General features: G+C 68.4%; 18 protein-coding genes. 11 read left to right on the plus strand and 7 right to left on the minus strand.

Annotation, left to right across the window (positions count from 1 at the left end; all coding sequences use genetic code 11):
• Positions 1-27: 27 nt before the first annotated feature.
• The 8 genes from GC106_RS00850 to GC106_RS00885 all read left to right on the plus strand — a co-directional run bounded on the left by GC106_RS00850 (position 28) and on the right by GC106_RS00885 (position 8,399).
• Entirely contained in the window at positions 28-1,335 is a 1,308-nt protein-coding gene (locus GC106_RS00850) for an erythromycin esterase family protein (protein ID WP_173123285.1), read from the plus strand.
• 81 nt (positions 1,336-1,416) lie between these two features.
• The gene (locus tag GC106_RS49180; protein WP_217279915.1) at positions 1,417-2,466 is read left to right on the plus strand and encodes a sensor histidine kinase; all 1,050 of its coding nucleotides are present in this window, start codon (positions 1,417-1,419) and stop codon (positions 2,464-2,466) included.
• On the plus strand, positions 2,463-3,122 hold the full coding sequence (locus GC106_RS00860; RefSeq protein ID WP_173123287.1) for a response regulator: 660 nt from the start codon (positions 2,463-2,465) through the stop codon (positions 3,120-3,122). The genes GC106_RS49180 and GC106_RS00860 overlap by 4 nt, the downstream gene beginning before the upstream one ends.
• Positions 3,123-3,258: 136 nt before the next feature.
• Positions 3,259-5,484: a sensor histidine kinase gene (locus GC106_RS00865; protein WP_173123289.1), complete on the plus strand. Its 2,226-nt coding sequence runs from the start codon at positions 3,259-3,261 to the stop codon at positions 5,482-5,484.
• A gap of 39 nt (positions 5,485-5,523) precedes the next feature.
• Positions 5,524-6,150 carry a response regulator gene (locus tag GC106_RS00870; RefSeq protein ID WP_173123291.1) on the plus strand — a complete coding sequence of 209 codons (627 nt, stop codon included), beginning with the start codon at positions 5,524-5,526 and terminating at the stop codon, positions 6,148-6,150.
• Between the two features lie 34 nt (positions 6,151-6,184).
• A complete protein-coding gene (locus GC106_RS00875; protein WP_173123293.1) occupies positions 6,185-6,922 on the plus strand; it encodes a nucleotidyltransferase domain-containing protein in 738 nt (245 codons plus the stop codon).
• Positions 6,923-6,928: 6 nt separating this feature from the next.
• Entirely contained in the window at positions 6,929-7,333 is a 405-nt protein-coding gene (locus tag GC106_RS00880) for an FxsA family protein (protein ID WP_173123295.1), read from the plus strand.
• Positions 7,334-7,358: 25 nt separating this feature from the next.
• Positions 7,359-8,399, plus strand: coding sequence for a DUF3616 domain-containing protein (locus GC106_RS00885; RefSeq protein WP_173123297.1), 1,041 nt, complete (start codon positions 7,359-7,361; stop codon positions 8,397-8,399).
• 50 nt (positions 8,400-8,449) lie between these two features.
• Here GC106_RS00885 and GC106_RS00890 read toward each other — a convergent pair whose 3' ends face one another.
• Complete coding sequence (locus tag GC106_RS00890) at positions 8,450-8,911, minus strand: MarR family winged helix-turn-helix transcriptional regulator (protein ID WP_217279916.1); 462 nt, start codon at positions 8,909-8,911, stop codon at positions 8,450-8,452.
• 74 nt (positions 8,912-8,985) lie between these two features.
• Between GC106_RS00890 and GC106_RS00895 the strand changes: the two genes are divergently transcribed.
• Both GC106_RS00895 and GC106_RS00900 read left to right on the plus strand, forming a co-directional pair.
• On the plus strand, positions 8,986-9,354 hold the full coding sequence (locus GC106_RS00895) for a cupin domain-containing protein (RefSeq protein WP_173123299.1): 369 nt from the start codon (positions 8,986-8,988) through the stop codon (positions 9,352-9,354).
• 100 nt (positions 9,355-9,454) lie between these two features.
• Positions 9,455-12,454 carry an alpha-mannosidase gene (locus tag GC106_RS00900; RefSeq protein WP_173123301.1) on the plus strand — a complete coding sequence of 1,000 codons (3,000 nt, stop codon included), beginning with the start codon at positions 9,455-9,457 and terminating at the stop codon, positions 12,452-12,454.
• A 38-nt stretch (positions 12,455-12,492) separates the two neighbouring features.
• Here GC106_RS00900 and GC106_RS00905 read toward each other — a convergent pair whose 3' ends face one another.
• Both GC106_RS00905 and GC106_RS00910 read right to left on the minus strand, forming a co-directional pair.
• Positions 12,493-12,870: a hypothetical protein gene (locus GC106_RS00905; RefSeq protein ID WP_173123303.1), complete on the minus strand. Its 378-nt coding sequence runs from the start codon at positions 12,868-12,870 to the stop codon at positions 12,493-12,495.
• Positions 12,871-12,880: 10 nt separating this feature from the next.
• A complete protein-coding gene (locus GC106_RS00910) occupies positions 12,881-13,426 on the minus strand; it encodes a hemerythrin domain-containing protein (protein WP_312872335.1) in 546 nt (181 codons plus the stop codon).
• Between the two features lie 70 nt (positions 13,427-13,496).
• On the opposite strand from GC106_RS00910, the gene GC106_RS00915 reads away from it, so the two are divergent.
• Entirely contained in the window at positions 13,497-13,916 is a 420-nt protein-coding gene (locus tag GC106_RS00915; protein WP_173123307.1) for an SRPBCC family protein, read from the plus strand.
• A 453-nt stretch (positions 13,917-14,369) separates the two neighbouring features.
• Here GC106_RS00915 and GC106_RS00920 read toward each other — a convergent pair whose 3' ends face one another.
• The 4 genes from GC106_RS00920 to GC106_RS00935 are packed head-to-tail and all read right to left on the minus strand — an operon-like array spanning position 14,370 to position 17,936.
• Positions 14,370-14,738, minus strand: a complete 369-nt coding sequence (locus GC106_RS00920; RefSeq protein ID WP_173123309.1) for a hypothetical protein — start codon at positions 14,736-14,738, stop codon at positions 14,370-14,372.
• Entirely contained in the window at positions 14,735-17,434 is a 2,700-nt protein-coding gene (locus tag GC106_RS00925; protein WP_173123311.1) for an FtsK/SpoIIIE domain-containing protein, read from the minus strand. Before GC106_RS00925 ends, GC106_RS00920 begins: the two co-directional genes overlap by 4 nt.
• A complete protein-coding gene (locus GC106_RS00930) occupies positions 17,434-17,679 on the minus strand; it encodes a hypothetical protein (RefSeq protein ID WP_173123313.1) in 246 nt (81 codons plus the stop codon). The genes GC106_RS00925 and GC106_RS00930 overlap by 1 nt, the downstream gene beginning before the upstream one ends.
• Positions 17,676-17,936 carry a hypothetical protein gene (locus tag GC106_RS00935; RefSeq protein WP_173123315.1) on the minus strand — a complete coding sequence of 87 codons (261 nt, stop codon included), beginning with the start codon at positions 17,934-17,936 and terminating at the stop codon, positions 17,676-17,678. Before GC106_RS00935 ends, GC106_RS00930 begins: the two co-directional genes overlap by 4 nt.
• Positions 17,937-18,001: the final 65 nt, after the last annotated feature.

The following is an 18,001-nucleotide window of genomic DNA, read 5'->3' on the forward strand; positions in this document are numbered from 1 at the left end:
GTGTCCCAGCAGGAGAAAGGAGTTCTGATGGGGCAATCGGTATTCGGCAGAGGGCTTGTCGTGACCCTCGTGTGCGCCGGGATGCTGGGCGGTGCGTCGGCGGCGTCCGCCGGGCGTTCGGAGCACCCGGTGACCGGCTGGGTCACCCAGACCATGGCGCCGCTTGACCGGGTCGATCCGGCGGGATCGCTTGACGATCTGGCGCCGCTGCGCGAGTCGGTCCGGCAGGCACAGATCGTCGGGCTGGGCGAGTCGGTGCACGGTGCGTCCGAGGAACTGCGGCTCAAACACCGTGTGCTGCGTGTGCTGGTCGAACAGTTGGGCTTCCGGTCCATCGCCTGGGAAGACCAGTGGACGACGGGCGTCGAGGTCGACGAGTACATCAGTGGCGGTGCCGTGGACCTGGGCGTGGTGCTCGGCAACCTGGGCCCGATGTGGCAGAACCATGAAGTGGCCGATGTGCTGCTGTGGCTGCGCGACTTCAACAAGGGGCGGGCCGACAAGGTGCGCTTCGTCGGCGTCGAGTACTACCTGACCGGTCTCTCGGCGTATGACGCCGTCGACGCCTTCGTCGCCCGGACCGCGCCCGAGCGGCTGGCGGAGGTTCGTGCCCACCTGCGGGTGATCCGTCCGGCGTCAGCGGACATCTTCGGGCACATCGCGAAGTACCAGGCCATCGTGGACAAGCAGCCCTTCATCACGGCTGCCCAGAAGGTCCATGACTTGGTCACGAGCCTGCCGCACAAGCCCGGAGACCGGGCTCATGCGCTGGCCGTGGGGCATGCCCGGCAGATCAAGTTCTTCTACGAGCACTACAGCCGCTCGGCGGCCGATGGCCTGGTGTACCGGGACGCCCGTGCTGCGGAGAACCTGCGGTGGTGGCGTGACCACAGCGGCGACAAGGTGGCGTACTGGGCGGCCAGCCCGCACGTCGCCAACGCCCCGCACCTGCGGATCGCGATTCCGCCCGACCCGGACATGCGCTTCGCGAGCGCCGGGTCGTACCTGCGCGACTGGTATGGCCGCCGGTACGTGCCGATCGGGTTCACCTTCGACCACGGCACGGTCAGCGTGAGCCCCGGCGAGACGGTCGCACTGCCCGCGCCTCCGCGGCACTGGTTCGAGTGGCCGTTGGGTGCCGTCCGCGCCGACCAGTTCGCTGTGGACCTGCGCGTGCCCGCCCCACCTGAGGTGCGGAGCTGGCTGCGGGCGCCGATCGTGACCCGTGGCCTGCCGGACCGCGGGCCGGGCTCCTACACCAGCGGCGGCTCGGTGGGGCAGTGGTTCGACGTGATCGTGCACCGCCAGAAGGTGACCCCCGCACAACCGGTCTGACAGCTACCCCCTCGTGAGTGTTTATCAGTGTTAGAACACCGATAAACACTCACGAGGGCTGAGCTGGGGCAAACTCGGGTTGTGGCGGAGTGGACAAGGGACGCGCTGTGGGCAGGTGCCGTGCTGGCCGGTGTCCTGGGACTGACGTATCTGAACGGACCCGCGCCGGACGTGGCCGGGTTCGTCGTCATCATCCTGACGTGTGGGATTCTGGCGTTCCGGCGGCGCTTCCCGGTGTCGGTCACCGTCGGCACGATCATCGGCTGCGGCGTCTACTACCCGTTCGTGACAAGTTCCGGTCCGTTGCTGGCGGCCTTCGTCATCGCGCTGTACTCGGTCGCCGCCGCGGGACGGATCGTCCTGGCGATCGCGATCGCGGTAATCGCCATGACGAGCGTCGTGCTGGGCGAGATCGCGACGCCTGTCAGGCACGTCGACAACATCGCCATGTTCATGCTGGTCGGCTGGTTGGTCGCCGTGATCGCGCTCGGCGCCGTGAGCAGTGGCCGTCGTGCGCTCGTCGCCGAAGCGGAGAAGCGGGCAGCCGGTGACGAGCGCCTGCGCATCGCACGGGAGCTGCACGACGTCCTCGCGCACAACATCTCGTTGATCAATGTGCAGGCCAGCGCGGCGCTGCACCGGAGGAACAACGAGCCCGAAGCGCTGGAAGCGATCAAGCAGGCCAGTAAGGACGCGTTGCGGGAACTGCGGGCGACGCTCGGTGTGCTGCGCCAGGTCGACGAACAGGCACCGACCAGGCCGCCCGGGCTGAGCCAGCTCGACGAACTGGTCGAACGCACCCGTGCCACCGGCCTGAAGGTCACAGTGGACGGCGAGCCCCGGCCGTTGCCGCCGGAGGTGGACCTGGCGGCGTACCGGATAATCCAGGAAGCGCTGACCAACGTGACCAGGCATGCTTCAGCGCGGGCGGTGAACGTCCGGATCCAGTACGGCGACAAGGACATGCGGGTGCAGGTCGACGACGACGGCCGCGGCGGCGACGTGCACGCGGGCAACGGGATTCGTGGTATGACCGAAAGGGCACGATCCGTCGGCGGCGAGCTGACCGTGCGAGGTGGAACCGGCGGCGTGCGAGTGTCGGCCACGCTTCCGATTGGGGCGGAGCGATGATCAAAGTCCTGCTCGCGGACGACCAGCGACTGGTCCGCGCCGGTTTCAAGTCCATACTGGACGGCGAGGACGACATCGAGGTGATCGCCGAGGCCTCGAACGGCACGGAGGCGATCAGCCAGACCCGCGCGTGCGAACCGGACGTCGTGCTGATGGACGTCCGGATGCCCGAACTCGACGGCCTGGCCGCGACCCACGAGATCGTCCGGAGCTCGGCCGTCCGCGTGATCATCCTGACCACCTTCGACCTCGACGACTACGTCTACGGCGCGCTGCGAGCCGGGGCAAGCGGCTTCCTGGTCAAGGACACCGAACCGATGGAACTGATCCACGCCGTCCGCGTGGTCGCCCGGGGAGACGCGCTGCTCGCCCCCACGGTGACACGCAGGTTGATCGCCGAGTTCGCGGGCCGGATCGACCGCCCGGCGCCCAGCCCACGGCTGAACTCGTTGACCGAACGGGAACGCGAGGTGATGACCCTGGTGGCCACCGGGCTGTCCAACGACGAGATCGCCGCGAAACTCGTGCTCAGCCCGGCGACCGCGAAGACCCACGTCAGCCGGATCATGACCAAACTGGACGTCCGTGACCGAGCACAACTGGTGGTACTGGCCTACGAATCGGCGATGATCACCCCCGGCTGGATGTCACCCTGAAACCCCAGCTCACCCCTCGTGAGTGTTTATCAGGGTTAGAACACGGACAAACACTCACGAGGGGGCGCTGGAACACGCCTGATCGGCGGCAGAATTACCCACCGGGACGCGGGGCACTTGTGCCTAACATCGGCGAGTGGGGTCCGCGGAACGGGAACTGTTGAGAATCGGGCTGCGGTACGCCCTGGGGTTGCGGCTGGTCGTGGTCGCCATGGCCAGCCTGGTGTCCCTGCTGCTGGAACCGGCGCGGGAACCCGTGCTCGCGGCGGCCGTCGTCCTGGTCCTCAACGGGTGGAACGCCTGGTACGCCTACCGCAAGGTGCGCAACGGCGGGATCTGGCTGACGGTGGCCGACGTCGCGGTGATGTGCGCGGCGTGCCTGACCCAGGTGTGGACCGCCACCCCCGACGCCGCGGCCGCCGCGAGCTGGGTGTTCGTCGCCGCGGCGATCACGGTCGTGTCGTACCCGTGGCAACTGGGGCCGATCACGCTCGCGGTCGCGACGCTCGTGATCATGGCGGCCTACCTGGCCGGCACGGCGGTGGCCGACCCCACCGGGTGGACGGCGAACGTTCCGGTGCAACTGTGGATGATCATGGAAGCCGCGCTGTCGTTCGCGTTGTACAGGTTCGTCCGGCGCGGCGCGCGGATCGCCGACCGGCTGGTCGCCCGCAACGAGGAACTACGCAGGCAAGCCGCGATCGCCTCGGCCCGGCGAGCCGACGAGCGGGAGTACCTGGCAGCGTTGCACGACACCGCCTCCGCCACGCTGCTGATGGTCGGCGCGGGGGTGGTGGCCAAGCCGGAAAGGTGGTTGTCCGAGCAGGCGGCGCGTGACCTGGAAGTCATCCGTGGCCGTGAGGACATCCCCGCGGGCCAGGTCGACCTGGTGGACATGTTGCGTGAGGTCACCGACCGCGCGCCGTTGACCATCACCTGGCAGGTGCCCGGCGCGGTGACCGTCCCCGCGGTCGTCGCGATCGCGTTGTCCCGTGGCACAAGGGAAGCCTTGACGAACGTGGTCCGGCATTCCGGGGTGCGGGACGCCGAGATCCGTGTCGGCCACCACGACGGCACCGTTTCGGTCGAGATCGTGGATCGCGGCAAGGGCTTCGACCCCGCGAGCGTGCCGGACAACCGGTTCGGCGTGGCACGGTCGCTCGTCGAACGGATGGACCGTATCGGCGGGAACGCCTCCGTGGCCAGCAAACCCGGCGAGGGCACCACGGTCCGCCTGGAAAGCCCGATCAGGATGGGGGAACCGGCGGGCGGGGACGCCGACATCATCGCCAACCGGTTCCTGCGGGGGCTGCGCTGGGCGATGGTCGCGATGAACCTGGTGATCCTCTACGGCCTGGACCTGCCGAAGATCCTGGCCAATCCGGAGTCGTACACGTCCGGCGCGACACAGTATCTGACGCTCGGCGTGTGCACGTTCATCTCGCTGTGGGCCGGGTTCACCCTGTGGACCGGGGCTTCGCGGATTCCGTTGCGCTGGCCGTTGGTGTTCCTGGTGTTCGGGGTCTCGATCCTCGCCACCCAGGCCGTGCTGCCGGAGCAACGCCTGGGTTTCGCGCACTGGTCCGAAGGCGACGTGGCCTGGTCGTTGGTCCTGTTGCTGCTGGACGAACGCGCCGTGGTGTTCGCCGGGGTGGTCGTCCTGCAGTACGCGCTGACGTTCGTCCAGGTCTGGATCGGCGGCGTGAGCGCGGTGACCATCGCGGGCGCGGTGAACGCGACCGTGCTCGTGCTGGCGTACCAGATGGCCGTCGGCATGATCGCGACCGTGCTGCGGGGAATCGCCGTGTCGGCCGCGAAGATCGCGCGGGACGAGGAGGAACTGCGGACGTCGGAAGCCGTCGCGGATCAACTGCACGGTGACCGTAAGGAACGGTACGCCGTCCTCGCCGACACCACGGCGCCTTTGCTGACCGGCCTGGCTTCCGGGGCCCTGGACCCCGGCGACGCGACGGTCCGGCGACAGTGCTCGTTGGACGCGGCCAAGATGCGGCGCCTGTTCGCTGAGGGCACCCCCGACCCGCTACTGCACGAGCTGCGCGGATACATCGAACTGGCCGAACGTAACGGCGTCTCCGTACGGTTCGCCGAGCGCGGGCAACGGCCTGTCGTGCCGCCCGAGGCCCGCCGCGCACTGACGGAACCCGCGGTCACGATGCTCACGACGGCCGTCAGCATGGCGCGGGTAACCGTTGTCGGCACAGGGGAATCCGTGACCGTCAGCGTGGTCTCCGACTCACCGCCGGAGAGCGTCCCGGCAACGTCCCACAACGGGGTCACAAGCTCGACGGTGCACAGCGGATCGCAGGTCTGGGTCGAGGTGACCTGGATGAGGGGTGAATGACTGTCACACCGCGCCACGGCCGGTTCCTACTGTGGTGCCATGGGGATCACAGTCGGGGTGATCGAAGACCACCCGCTCTACCGCTCGGCCGTGGCACAGCTGCTCACGGAGTCACCGGACTTCGAACTCGACACGGTCGCCGAATCCGTCGCCCAGTTCGCGGTCCGGCGACGCTCGCCGGAGTCCGTGGTCGTCCTGGACCTCAAACTGCCGGGCGTGCGCGACTCGGCGGCGGTCATGGAAGTCGTCGGGATGGGCCACAAAGTGCTGGTGGTCAGCGCGCACGCCGGCCAGCACGAAGTGCTCAGCGCGATGGCCGCCGGAGCGCGCGGATTCCTGTCGAAGGACGTCGAGGCCGCCGAGCTGCTGCGGGCGTTGCGCCTGATCGCCATGGGGGAGAGCTACATCTCGCCGACTCTGGCCTCGTACATGCTTTCCGCCACGCGGGGCAGGCACGTGATCGAGCTGTCCGTGCGGGAGCGTGAGGTGCTTTCCCTGGTGGCGTCCGGGGAACGTGACCAGGACATCGCCCTGGAACTGGCCATCAGCATCCGCACCGTCCGGTCCTATCTGGACAGGATCAGGGACAAGACCGGCCAGCGCCGCCGGTCGGAGCTCACCCGGTACGCGATCGAACAGGGCGTGCTGGCCCGCCGCTCCGCCTGACACCGCCCCCGGACCACAGGATAAGGTCGGGGAGGTGATCGAGCGGATCGTGCACCGATACCTCACCGTGGCCGACCGGCTGCTGCCCGGCCAGATCACCGGCTTCTACCTGGTCGGCTCGGCCGCTCTGGGCGCCTGGCACGCCGATCGCAGCGACGTGGACTTCGTCGCGGTGCTGACCGGCGACCCCAGCCGGTTGCGGGCGCTGCATGTCCTGGGCAACCTGCGGACCGCGGGAGCGGCCGTGCTGCTCGGGAAACCCGGCATTCCGGGCACGATGAACGGCGTGTTCGTCGCCCCCGAGGACATGGCCAAGCCGGTGACGAGCATCCGGCCCATCGCGTCGCACAGCGGACGGCGGTTCAAGGCCGGACGCGGGTTCGACGTCAATCCGGTGATGTGGAAGGTACTGCTGGACAAGGGAATCACGGTTCGCGGGCCCGCGCCGACGGAACTGGGCCTCGATCCGGAACCGGACAAGCTGCGGCAGTGGAACCTGGACCAGTTGACCGGCCACTGGCGGTCCTTCGCCCAGCAGTGCCTGTCCGACCGGCCGCCGCGCAAGGCGCTGACCCGCATGATCGGCCCGCCGAGACTGCACTGCACGGTCAGGACCGGACAGATCATCTCCAAGGACGAGGCCGTGCGCTACACGCTGGACACGTTCGGCGTGCGCCTGGGTGATCTGCGTGACCCCGGGCAAGCGGGGGAATTCATGCTCAGGGTGATTGAGGACGCCGGACGGGAGTGTTTTCACGCTCCCGGACGTTGAGCGGGTATGCCCGTTCTGATCCTCTTGTTGCTGGCGATGGCGGTCGAGCTCACCGTGCTCGTGGTGATCGGCTCGGCGATCGGCGTGCTGCCGACGATTCTGCTGGTGGTCGCGGCCACCGTGATCGGTGCCGTGCTGCTGCGCCGCGAGGGGATGCGCGCGCTGACGGCGTTCCAGAGCAAGGTCCGGTCCGGACAGCCGCCGCAGGGCGAGATGATCGACGGCGTGCTCATCGCGGCCGCCGGGTTCCTCGTCGTGCTGCCCGGATTCGTGAGCGATGTCGTCGCGATCGCCCTTTTGTTCCCGCCGACACGGGCGTTGATCCGCAGGCGCGTGCTAAAACGGGCGGAAGCACGTGCGCGTCGCTACCGTGAAGGCGGTCCGCTCTTCATCGTCGACGCGCAGCCTTGACGGCTTCCAGCGACAAGGGGGGCACATGACCGTCGTCAATCGCCAGGTCCGGCTCCGGTTCGACACCGGCGCCGTCGAGGCACTCACGCACGTCAACCTGTCCGCGGTCCGCAGTGACGGGCGTTACCTGTGGATCGCCGGCGACGAGACCGCGACCGTCGAACGGCTGACCGCCGACGAGATCGGCCGGCCCACCGAGTACGCCGAACACGTGACGTTCCCGCTGCCCGCCGTGATCAAGCTGCCCGGGGAGGCGCACGAAGAGGTCGACGTCGAGGGCCTCGCGCGCGTGGGACCGTACCTCTGGGCGGTCGGTTCGCACAGCTCCAAGCGCAAGAAGCTCAAGCGTGACCACTCGGACGCCAAGTCCGCCAAGCGGCTGGCCAGCGTGAGTGCCGAACCGTCACGCCGGGTCCTCGCACGGCTGGCGATCGAGAACGACGAACCGGTCTCCGAGACCTGCGACGGCCACCGCAGTGCCGCGCTGGGCAGGCCCGGCCTGATCGACCTGCTGGAGGACGACGACCACCTGGCGCCGTTCCTCGCCATTCCGGGCAAGGACAACGGCTTGGACATCGAGGGCATCGCCGCGGCCGGTGAGCCGGGGGAGGAGCGCGTGTTCCTCGGCCTGCGCGGGCCGGTGTTGCGAGGCTGGGCGGTGATCCTCCAGCTCGCGCCGCGTGCCGACGGCAACGAGCTCAAGCTGGACAAGGTCGACGGTGGCCGGTACGTCAAGCACTTCATCGACATCGACGGCCTCGGCGTGCGGGACCTGTGCGTGCAGGGCGACGACCTGCTGATCCTCGCGGGCCCGTCGATGGACCTCGACGGCCCCGTCCGCGTCTACCGCTGGCGCGGCGCCGCCGACCTCCGGGCCTCCGACGTCGTGCACCGGGAAGAGCTGGAGCGCGTGCTCGACCTGCCGTACGGCGAGGGCGACGACCACGCCGAGGGCATCGCCTTGCTGCCGGACAACGAGCTGCTGGTCGTGTACGACAGCCCGGCACGGTCCCGCTTGACCGAACCCGATGTCGTCCTGGCCGATGTGGTCACCTTGCCCTCGTGAGTGTTTATCGGCGTTCTAACCCTGATAAACACTCACGAGGTTGTGGGCGGTTACCAGGAGGGGCGTAGGGCTGGGATGTCCTGGCCTGCCATGGTCCGGATCAGCTTGGTCAGCTCGACGCGCAGGCCGGCGAAGTCGACCTGTTCGGCCAGCTCCGCTTCCAGGGCGTGCAGGATTCGCCCGGCCACCGTCAGATGCCGGAAGGCCTTGCCGGTCAGCACGACCAGCTTGCGTCTGCCGCCTTCGGGGTGCGGCTCACGGGTGACGTAGCCCTTCTCTTCGAGCTCGTCCACGATCTGCCCGGCTGCTTGTTTGGTCACGCCGAGGCGGTCGGCCAGCTCCGTCCCGGTCGCGCCCGACGACTTCAGCGCCTGGAACACCGCGCCGTGGATCGGCCGCAGGTCCTGGTAACCGGCGGCGTCCATGCGCGTGACGAACTCGCGGAGCACCAGCTGGAAACCCATGCCGAGCAGGAACGTCAGCTCGGTCCTGGCCAAGGGGTCCTCAGTCACGCCTCCATCTTGACACATTCGAGTCAAGTAGCTTTACTCGCAGACGAGTAAAGCTACTTGACTTAGGAGCCGAGATGATCGTCGTGACCACCGCCCGGACCGTCGAAACGCCGAACGCCGCCATGGCCAGCCTGGCCACGCCGAGCCTGGGCAGCAAGGAACAGAGCACGTGGCGGGTGAGCATGCGGCCCGGTGCGCAGGGCCCGGTGCACGCCGTCGACCGCGAGCAGGTCTGGGTCCTACTGGACGGTGCTGTCGAGTTCGTTGTGGATGGTTCGGCGAACCTTGTCCGCGCGGGCGAGACCGCCATCCTGCCGGCCGGTGAGACGCGGCAGGTGAGGGTCGCCGACGGGCCGGTCGAAGCGTTGGTGTGCATGCCCGTCGGCGGGTCCGTGACCCTGCCCGGCTCGGACGACCGGCGCCCGTTGCCCTGGGCGGAATGACAGGAAATGACAGGACGGCCGCTCGTCCGGCAAGAGTCTGCCCAGAGCGGAAACCTTGGTATACCGTCGGCCGGGAACCCCGTCTTCCTGGAGGTCACCTGTGCACGACGATCGGCGGCAGGTCGAGGACCGGCTGGCACGGATGCTCACCACTCGCATCGCGCCCGCCAAGTACGCCGGGTCCTACCCACTGGAGATCGAAGTCTGGCACGTGCCCGACGAGCCCGTGCCGGTCGCCGAGGCGCTCGCCGCGGACTACGAGCCGTTCACCGTGGGACAGCGCTGGGGTGCGCCCTGGTCCACCAGCTGGTTCCGGATCCGCGGCGCGGTTCCCCAGGAATGGCACGGCAAGCGCGTCGAAGCCGTGATCGACCTCGGCTTCACCGGGACGCAGGCGGGCTTCCAGGCCGAAGGGCTCGCGCACGACCTGGACGGCCGCCCGATCAAGGGGATCGCCCCGCGCAACAACCACGTGCCGATCACAGGTGACCTGGTCGGCCTGCTGATCGAGGCGGCCGCGAACCCGGATGTGCTCGCCAACGGCATGCAGCCGACACAGATGGGGGACAAGCAGACCGCGGGCAAGGAACCGCAGTACGTCTTCGCGGCCGCCGACGTCAAACTCCTCGACGAGGACGTGTGGCAGCTCCAGATGGACGTCGAGGTGCTCAGCCAGCTGATGGTCGAGCTGTCCACATCGGACCCGCGGCGGCACGAGATCCTGCGTGCCCTGGAACGCGCTCTGGACGCGATCGACGTGGCGGACATTTCCGGCACGGCGGCGGACGCACGTGCGGAACTGACCGAGGTGCTGTCGCGACCCGCGCACGCCAGTGCGCACAAGCTGTCGGCAGTCGGGCACGCGCACATCGACAGTGCGTGGCTCTGGCCGCAGCGCGAGACGATCCGCAAGACCGCACGCACCTTCGCGACCGTCACCGCGTTGGCGCAGGAGTACCCGGAGTTCGTCTTCGCGTGCTCGCAGGCGCAGCAGTACGCGTGGATCAAGGAACATCAACCGGTCATCTTCGAACGGATCGCCGCGGCCGTGAAGTCCGGCCAGTGGGCGCCGGTCGGCGGCATGTGGGTCGAGTCGGACGCCAACCTGCCCGGCGGCGAGGCGCTGGCCCGGCAACTGGTGCACGGCAAGCGGTTCTTCCTCGACGAGTTCGGCTACGAGTGCGAGGAGGTCTGGCTGCCCGACTCCTTCGGCTACACCGCGGCCTTCCCGCAGCTGGCCCGGCTGGCCGGGGCGAAGTGGTTCCTGACGCAGAAGATGTCATGGAACCAGACGAACAAGATGCCACACCACACCTTCTGGTGGGAAGGCATCGACGGCACGCGGGTGTTCACGCATCTGCCGCCGGTGGACACGTACAACTCGGAGTTCTCCGGTAAGGAGATGGCGTACGCCGTCTCGAACTACCTGGAGAAAGGGCGCGGCACCACGTCGCTCGTGCCGTTCGGGTACGGCGACGGCGGTGGCGGCCCGACCAGGGAGATGCTCGAACGCGCCCGCCGGCTGAAGGACCTCGAAGGCACGGCGAAGGTCGTGATCGAGAAGCCCGGCGAGTTCTTCGAGAAGGCACACGCGGAGTACCCCGACGCGCCGGTCTGGTCCGGCGAGATGTACCTGGAACTGCACCGCGCCACCTACACCAGCCAGGCCCGGACCAAGGCGGGCAATCGACGGAGCGAGCACTTGCTCCGGGAAGCCGAGCTGTGGGCCGCGACCGCCGCGATCGCGGGTGCCTACGACTACCCGTACGAAGCGTTCGACCGGTTGTGGAAAGTCGTGCTCCTGCACCAGTTCCACGACATCCTGCCGGGCAGCTCGATCGCGTGGGTGCACAAGGAGGCGGAGGCGAAGTACGCGGCCGTGGCCGCCGAACTCACCGCGATCACGCACGCCGCCCTGGAATCGTTGGCCGGTTCCGGCGATCAGGCCGTGGTCTTCAACACCAGCCCGCGCGCCCGGACCGAGATTGTCGACGGCGTGCTGACTTCCGTGCCCGCGTCCGGCGCCGCTGTGCTGTCCAGTGCGGACGCCGTGCCGGTGACCGTGTCCGATCGCTTGCTGGACAACGGCTTGGTCCGCGTCGAGCTGGACGACAACGGCCTGTTCTCGTCCGTTGTGGATCTGGCCGAAGGACGTGAGGTGCTTGCCGGACCGGGCAATCTGCTCCAGCTGCACCCGGATCTGCCGAACTACTGGGACGCGTGGGACATCGACGCCCACTACCGCCGCAGGCACACCGAACTAACCGAAGTGGACTCGATCTCGGTGGTGAGCACCGGTGCCGAAGGCGCGATCGAGGTCGTCCGGTCGTTCGGGTCGTCCCGGATCACCCAGGTGATCAGCGTGCGGGCCGGCAGCCGCCGGATCGACGTGCGGACCGAGATCGACTGGCACGAGTCCGAGAAGATCCTCAAGGCCGCGTTCCCGGTGGACGTGCACGCCGACCGGTCGGCGGCGGAGATCCAGTTCGGGCACGTCCACCGGCCGACGCACACCAACACCAGCTGGGACGCGGCCCGGTTCGAGATCTACGCCCACCGCTGGGTCCACGTCGCCGAGCCCGGTTACGGCGTCGCCGTCCTGAACGACTCGACGTACGGCCACGACATCGGTCGTTCCTCCAATGAGGACGGTACGACGACCACGACTGTGCGTCTGAGCCTGGTCCGTGCGCCGCGCTGCCCCGACCCGTACGCCGATCAGGGCAAACACGTGATGACGTACTCGCTGCTGCCGGGTGCGTCTGTTTCGGACGCTGTCGCCGAGGGATATGCGTTGAACCTTCCGGTGCGTTCCGTGCGAGGCGGACGCGCGCCGGAACCTTTGATCACTGTGGACAGCGACGCGGTGACGGTTGAGGCCGTGAAACTCGCCGACGATCAGTCCGGTGACGTGATCGTGCGCCTGTACGAAGCGCTCGGAGGCCGCGCGAAGGCGGTTGTGAAGACGAGTTTCCCCGTGTCCGCGGCCAAGCCCACGGACCTGCTGGAACGCCCCCTGGCGGACGCCGAGGTCACGCCGGACGGCATTCCGGTGTCACTGCGGCCGTTCCAGGTGCTGACCCTGCGCCTGAGCCGGTGACGAACGGGGGAAGGCCGCGTGGGCCTTCCCCCGAACCATCATTCCGCCTGGCGCGGCGGCGTGCGTTGCTCTGCCGCCATCGAGCCGCCTGCCTCGTCCGCGAGCTGGCCACGGTCGGAAGCCTCCCGCGCCACCTCGTCGTCCAGCGGGGACGGTCGTTCCGGCTGCGCGTCCGGCTCTTCTTCCTCCAGCCGTTCGCCGAAAGGCCGAGGATGAGCCTGCTCGTAGGGAGTCGTCCCGTACTTGTCCGCGCCTGACCAGCGCTCGGGCGGGTCCATCCCGGCTTCGAGCGGGTCGACGCGCAAGCGGTCCTCGTCGAGGTCCTCGGCAGCCGACAGGGCGGCCGGATCGCGCTCCACCGGATCGGGTTCCCCGGTGTCGTGTGGTGGTGTGGGAGAGTCGTACTCGGAAGTCACGTGTTCCCCTTCAGGACTGCGACTGCAGTGCCTTCGTCAGTTCGTCCCTGTTCATGCCGGACACGCCGCTGATGCCCGCGTTGCGTGCCTGCTGGAGCAGCTCCTGTTTGGTGGCCTCGCCCGGCTGTTCGCCGAGGTGCCGCGCCCTGCTGGCGGCGAAGGCCTTGCCCAGCTGCGAGAGGCGTGAGTCGTCCAGGCGCTCGCGCATCTTCGGCAGGACGGTCGACTCTTCCTCCTCGACGTGGTGGGTCACCGCCTCGGTAACCTTCTTCAGCAGTTCGTCGTACTGCGGCGACGTCGGGTTGGCCTTGGCGAGCCGGGCGAGCAGTTGCTCGGCCTCGGCGTGCTCGTGCTGGCTGTGTTCCACTTCGTCGGTCTCGCCCGCCTCCTGCTTGGCGACCGGATAGACCTCCGCTTCCTCCGCCCGGCTGTGCGCGACCAGCAGCGAACAGAGCACGGGGGTGAGCAACGGGCGTTTGTCCGGGTGATTCTTCAGTTCATCGAACAACCGCTCGACCTCGCGGTGGTCGTCCATGATCAGGTCGACGACGTTCACGGTTACCTCCATGGCGGAATGGACCTGGCGTCAGCCGATTACCCACCTGGCTGGCGGGTATGCAGTAGCCATGCCAACGTTTCGTCGCTCGCGCACACTGCACGCCGGTGAGGACCGCGTCTTCGAGTACCTCGCCAAGGTCGACAACCTGCCGAAGTACTTCGACCAGATGACCTCGGCCAAACCGGCCGGTGGCGACCGGGTGGACGTCGTCGCCGAGGTCCACGGCGAGAAGGAGGAAGGTGAGGCGTGGTTCCGCGTCGACCGCACCGCCCGCCGCATCCAGTGGGGCGCGCCGGGCAGCGACTACTCCGGCGTGCTGGACATCAAGGCCGACCAGGACCGGACCATTGTGGACATAGAGCTGCACACCGCGCAGCCACACGCCTCGGATGACGAGATCGACCAGGCACTGGACGCGACCCTGGACCACATCCGCGACCAGGTCGAAGCGGACAACGCACAAAAAGGCACAGTCTCCGACACCTAACGGCCGCGTCCACCACTCCAGCACCCCGTGTCCACCACTCCGGCACCCCGAGATGCACGTTCCGGCACCTGGTGTTGCACGTTCCGGCACCTCGAAATGCACGTTCCGGCACCGGGTGTTGCACGGTGCCGGGCGTGTCCTCAGCCGCGGTTGGCCCCGCCTCGTGACCCACCTCTGGGCCGCGAGGGCACCAACGGCGAACTCGCGGTGCTGGAACGTGTGACTCGGGGTGCTGGAAGGTGGAACTCGGGGTGCTGGAACGTGGGACTCGGGGTGCTGGAAGGTGGAACTCGGGGTGCTGGAACGTGTGACTCGGGGTGCTGGANGTGGGACTCGGGGTGCTGGAAGGTGGGACTCGGGGTGCTGGAACGTGTGACTTGGGGTGCTGGAAGGTGGAACTCGGGGTGCTGGAAAGTGCATTTCAGGGTGTCGGAAAGGTGGACACGGCGTGGGTTAGCGGGGCTTTTTCGGCCAGACTGCCTTGCGGAGGGCCGCTGTGAAGGTGTTCGTCGCCGGTTCGATCTCGGCTAGGTAGTCGTCCAGGCGGTCGGGCCTGCCTGCCGGGTCCGGTTCGGGGGGCCTGCCCGGGGTGATCCAGGTCAGCCCGGCGAGCCGGGCGGTGACCTGGCGCCACCAGGCGGTGATCTCCTTGCGGACCTGCTCTTCCTGCGCCGCCGCCGACTTGATCTCCTTTTCGGCCGCCGCTATCTCCGTGACCAGCTCGACCCGGCGGCGGCGCTCGCGCTCGGCCAGCTTCTGCGCCGCCTGGCGGGTCAGGTCGAGGATCTCCTTGTACTGGGCCACCGGGTCCTGGTGTGTCATGCGGGATCCACCGTGTCGAAGGGGATGATCACGTCGGGTGAGCTGTGGGTCGACTTGTCGAAGTAGATCGCCCGCCTCGGCCTGGGCGCCCAGTCGATGATCTGGCCCGCCGCGAGCGCGCTCAGTTCCTGGCCCTGCACGTCCAGAGCCACCCACGCGCCGATGTCGTCGGTGCCGCCGAAGCCGAGGGTGTCCTTCAGCCGCCCGACGCCGCGCCACCAGCCGAAGGTGTGCACGTGGTTGGCCGGCCCGTTCTTCAGCAACGCCCGCAGGTCGTCCAGTCCGCTGCGCATGGCCGGTGGTTGCTTGCGTTCCAGCCATTGGTGGGCCGCGTCCACCGCGAAGAACATGATGTACCGCGGCCGTTCGCCGGACGACGGCACCAGTTTCGCGATCTCCTCGTCCGTCCGGTGGTCCACCGAGTGCCCGATCGCCCTGAGGATCTTCGCCAGCCGGGTGACCCGTTCCCGCAAGGCGGGCACCGAGCACCAGATGCTGAAATCGACCGAACCCGGGGAGTGCTTGCGGGCCAGGGAGAACGTCATGCTTTCCATAATGGACAGAGCGTCGGCCGTCGCCGTGCCGATCACCGCGAGGTTGCGGCCGGGCACCGCGTCCAGTGCCATCGTCGCGGCACGGCAGCCCACGTCGATGATCTGGCCGAGCAACGGTCCCGCCGGGTCGGCGAAATCCGCTGCCTCGGCGAGCAACGGCTGGTGCGCGCCGTCGAACAGCGTTGGCGCCGGCCAGTTCCCGGCCGACCACAGGCGCTGCTGAAGCTTGTCGAACGTGCCCCTCGCGGACGCGTCCGGGATGTGCGCGACCTGGTTTCCGTGTGCCACACCGGAATCATGGTTGATCACGGCGTGCCAGCGCGGCAGAGTGAACGCCGCGTTGTTGGTCTCGGAGAGCACCCGCTTGGCCTTCGGCATCGCGATGCGCAGCGTGCACTGCTCGAACACCGCCGGTTTGCCCCAGAACGCCTCGATGCCGGCGATGTCCTGGCTGGCCAGCACCAGGTGGATGCCCTGGGAACGGCCGCGCCTGGCCACGTCCTCCAGCAGCACCGTGGCCTGCTGGGTGATCCGGTCCCGGCCGCCGAACAACGCCTGGAACTCGTCGATCACCGCGACGATCCGTGGCCAGTGCCCGTCCGGGTCGGCCTCGCGCAGCTCGGCGAGCTTGGTGACCTCCTGCCGCTTGGCCGCCTCGGCCCGCCGCGCCAGCTCCTCGGTCAGGAACCGCAGCAGGGCCAGGCCGAACTCGCGGTCGGTGTTGACATTCACGCCCACCAGCCGCGCCTGCGGCAGCCAGCTCGGGTCCTTGCGTCCCGGCGCCAGCCCGGCGAACGAGACGCCTTCCTTGAAGTCCAAAAGGTACAGTTCGAGCTCGCCGGGGCCGTACCGCGCGGCCAGCCCGCCCAGCATCGCGTACAGGAAGTTCGTCTTGCCCGAACCACTCGGCCCGGCGATCAGCGCGTGCGGTGTGGCGTCGCCGATCACCACCTCGACCGGGACGCCGTCGGCGAACCCGACCGGGGCACGCAGTTCGTCCTTGGACGACAGCGTGCCGAACTCCGGCGGCAGTAAATCCTCGAAGGTACGGGGTTTGCCCCGGCGAGCGATCAGGTCCGCGGCGATCGCGGCGGCCGCCCGGCTGGCCAGACTGCCGTCCGGCGCGTCGTCCGGGCGGAACCTCACGCCAGGGCCGGTCATGCTCGTGGTGGCGTGCCGGGGATCGGTGAACGCGATCGTCTCGAGTGGACTGTTCGCCGACAGCGGCACGTCGACGCAGATCAGGCTCACGCCCGCGTCGATCCCGGTCCGGGCGACACGTTGCAGTTCGCGTTGTTGCTCGTCCGGCAGGCGCTCACCGTTGCCGAACAGCACCACGACGCGCCACGGCTCGACCCGTTCGCCCTTGGCCACGCACACCGACCGCAGGGACGTCTCGCCCTCGCGCATCGCCTTGGCGTGCACCCGGCGGATGTGCCCGGCCAGATCGGCCAGCAGGTCGTCCAGCCGGGTCGGATCATGAACGGTGAGTAAACCGGCTGAGGTCAACGGTTGCAGGTTGGGCAGTGAACCGGTCAAGTGCCCGATGTCCCACAGATGGACCTTGACAAGGCCGGGCCGGAAGTAGCTCATCAGCCGGAGCAGCAACGTCTCGACCAACGAGTCCACAACGGACCGGCTGTCCGGTACCGAGTTCACCCGCAGGTGCGCCCGGTCGAGTAACGGCACCGCCACCGGGAACTCGTCCTCCCGCGGCGCTTCCTCGACCACGGCCGTGCCGACCCGCCACATCGCCGGAGCCTCGCCGCCCGCGTCGTGGCCCGTCCTGCCCAGCCAGTCCTGCCACGGCGAACCCGCCGATCCGGGCGCCGCGCCGGCCACGAGCGCACGCAGCCGGTCCGGGCCGTCGTGCCAGCCCGCGTAGAGCTCGTCGCGTTCGGCGATCACCTTGTCCCAGGTCACAGCCAGTTCAGGCCGTTGGCGCGCCTCGATGATCTCCAGGTCGACCCGGGCCTTGGCCAGCCCGAGCCGCGTCACCGACTGCTCGAACTCGAGCTGGTCCTTCCTGGTCTGCGCGTTGCGCAGAATGGCCACGGCGGCGCCGAGCGCGAGCCTCAGTGCCTTGCGCAACTCGTCGAGCGCGTCCTGTGCTCGCTGCCGGCGTTCGCCTTTGCCCAACATCACAGCCTCAACAAGTAGTCCAGGAGGGCTTGCCGGGCCAGGGAGATCAGCTCCCCGGCCGTGGTCAACTGTGCCATCGCGAAATCGAGTTCGACTGGTTCGTACCCGTTCGTGTCTTTGCTGGCGGCCGTCAGCGTGGCTCTGGATTCGGCCAGTAACGGAACGGCGTTCGTCGCGGTCGATCGAGCCCGTTCCAGGGTGAGGGTCACCTCACGCAGCGCACCGGCCAACTCCGAAATGGTCAAAGCCGGCTCGCGTATCCCTCGGCGGAGGAGATGCTGGCCTGGATCGCCGACTGTGCGTTCGCCAGCGTCTGCAAGGCCTCGGCGAGCAGGCCCTGTGCCTGGTTGACGTCGGCGTGGGTGCTGCCCTGTGTGGCGTTGACCAGGGTCATGCGCGCCTCGTCGAGCTGTTGTGCGGCTTGCATGATCGCGGCGATTCCGGCGTGCGACTTCTCGTTGGCCATGGCGATACTGCTCTTGACTTCTTCAACACCACCCATGCTGGCACAAGATACTGTTGATCACCGGTGGGCTATCACCCGGGTGGCCTAATCTCCTTGCCCGG

This window comes from Kibdelosporangium persicum, assembly GCF_013280595.1.
Lineage (GTDB): Bacteria > Actinomycetota > Actinomycetes > Mycobacteriales > Pseudonocardiaceae > Kibdelosporangium > Kibdelosporangium persicum.

Bases quoted from the DNA above. Each gene is read 5' to 3' on its own strand.
- GC106_RS00925 (WP_173123311.1), bottom strand. From the start codon at position 17,434: ATGTTGGGCAAAGGCGAACGCCGGCAGCGAGCACAGGACGCGCTCGAC.
- GC106_RS00920 (WP_173123309.1), bottom strand. From the start codon at position 14,738: ATGACACACCAGGACCCGGTGGCCCAGTACAAGGAGATCCTCGACCTG.
- GC106_RS00885 (WP_173123297.1), top strand. From the start codon at position 7,359: ATGACCGTCGTCAATCGCCAGGTCCGGCTCCGGTTCGACACCGGCGCC.
- GC106_RS00870 (WP_173123291.1), top strand. From the start codon at position 5,524: ATGGGGATCACAGTCGGGGTGATCGAAGACCACCCGCTCTACCGCTCG.
- GC106_RS00895 (WP_173123299.1), top strand. From the start codon at position 8,986: ATGATCGTCGTGACCACCGCCCGGACCGTCGAAACGCCGAACGCCGCC.
- GC106_RS00880 (WP_173123295.1), top strand. From the start codon at position 6,929: ATGCCCGTTCTGATCCTCTTGTTGCTGGCGATGGCGGTCGAGCTCACC.
- GC106_RS00860 (WP_173123287.1), top strand. From the start codon at position 2,463: ATGATCAAAGTCCTGCTCGCGGACGACCAGCGACTGGTCCGCGCCGGT.
- GC106_RS00915 (WP_173123307.1), top strand. From the start codon at position 13,497: ATGCCAACGTTTCGTCGCTCGCGCACACTGCACGCCGGTGAGGACCGC.
- GC106_RS00935 (WP_173123315.1), bottom strand. From the start codon at position 17,936: ATGGGTGGTGTTGAAGAAGTCAAGAGCAGTATCGCCATGGCCAACGAG.
- GC106_RS00850 (WP_173123285.1), top strand. From the start codon at position 28: ATGGGGCAATCGGTATTCGGCAGAGGGCTTGTCGTGACCCTCGTGTGC.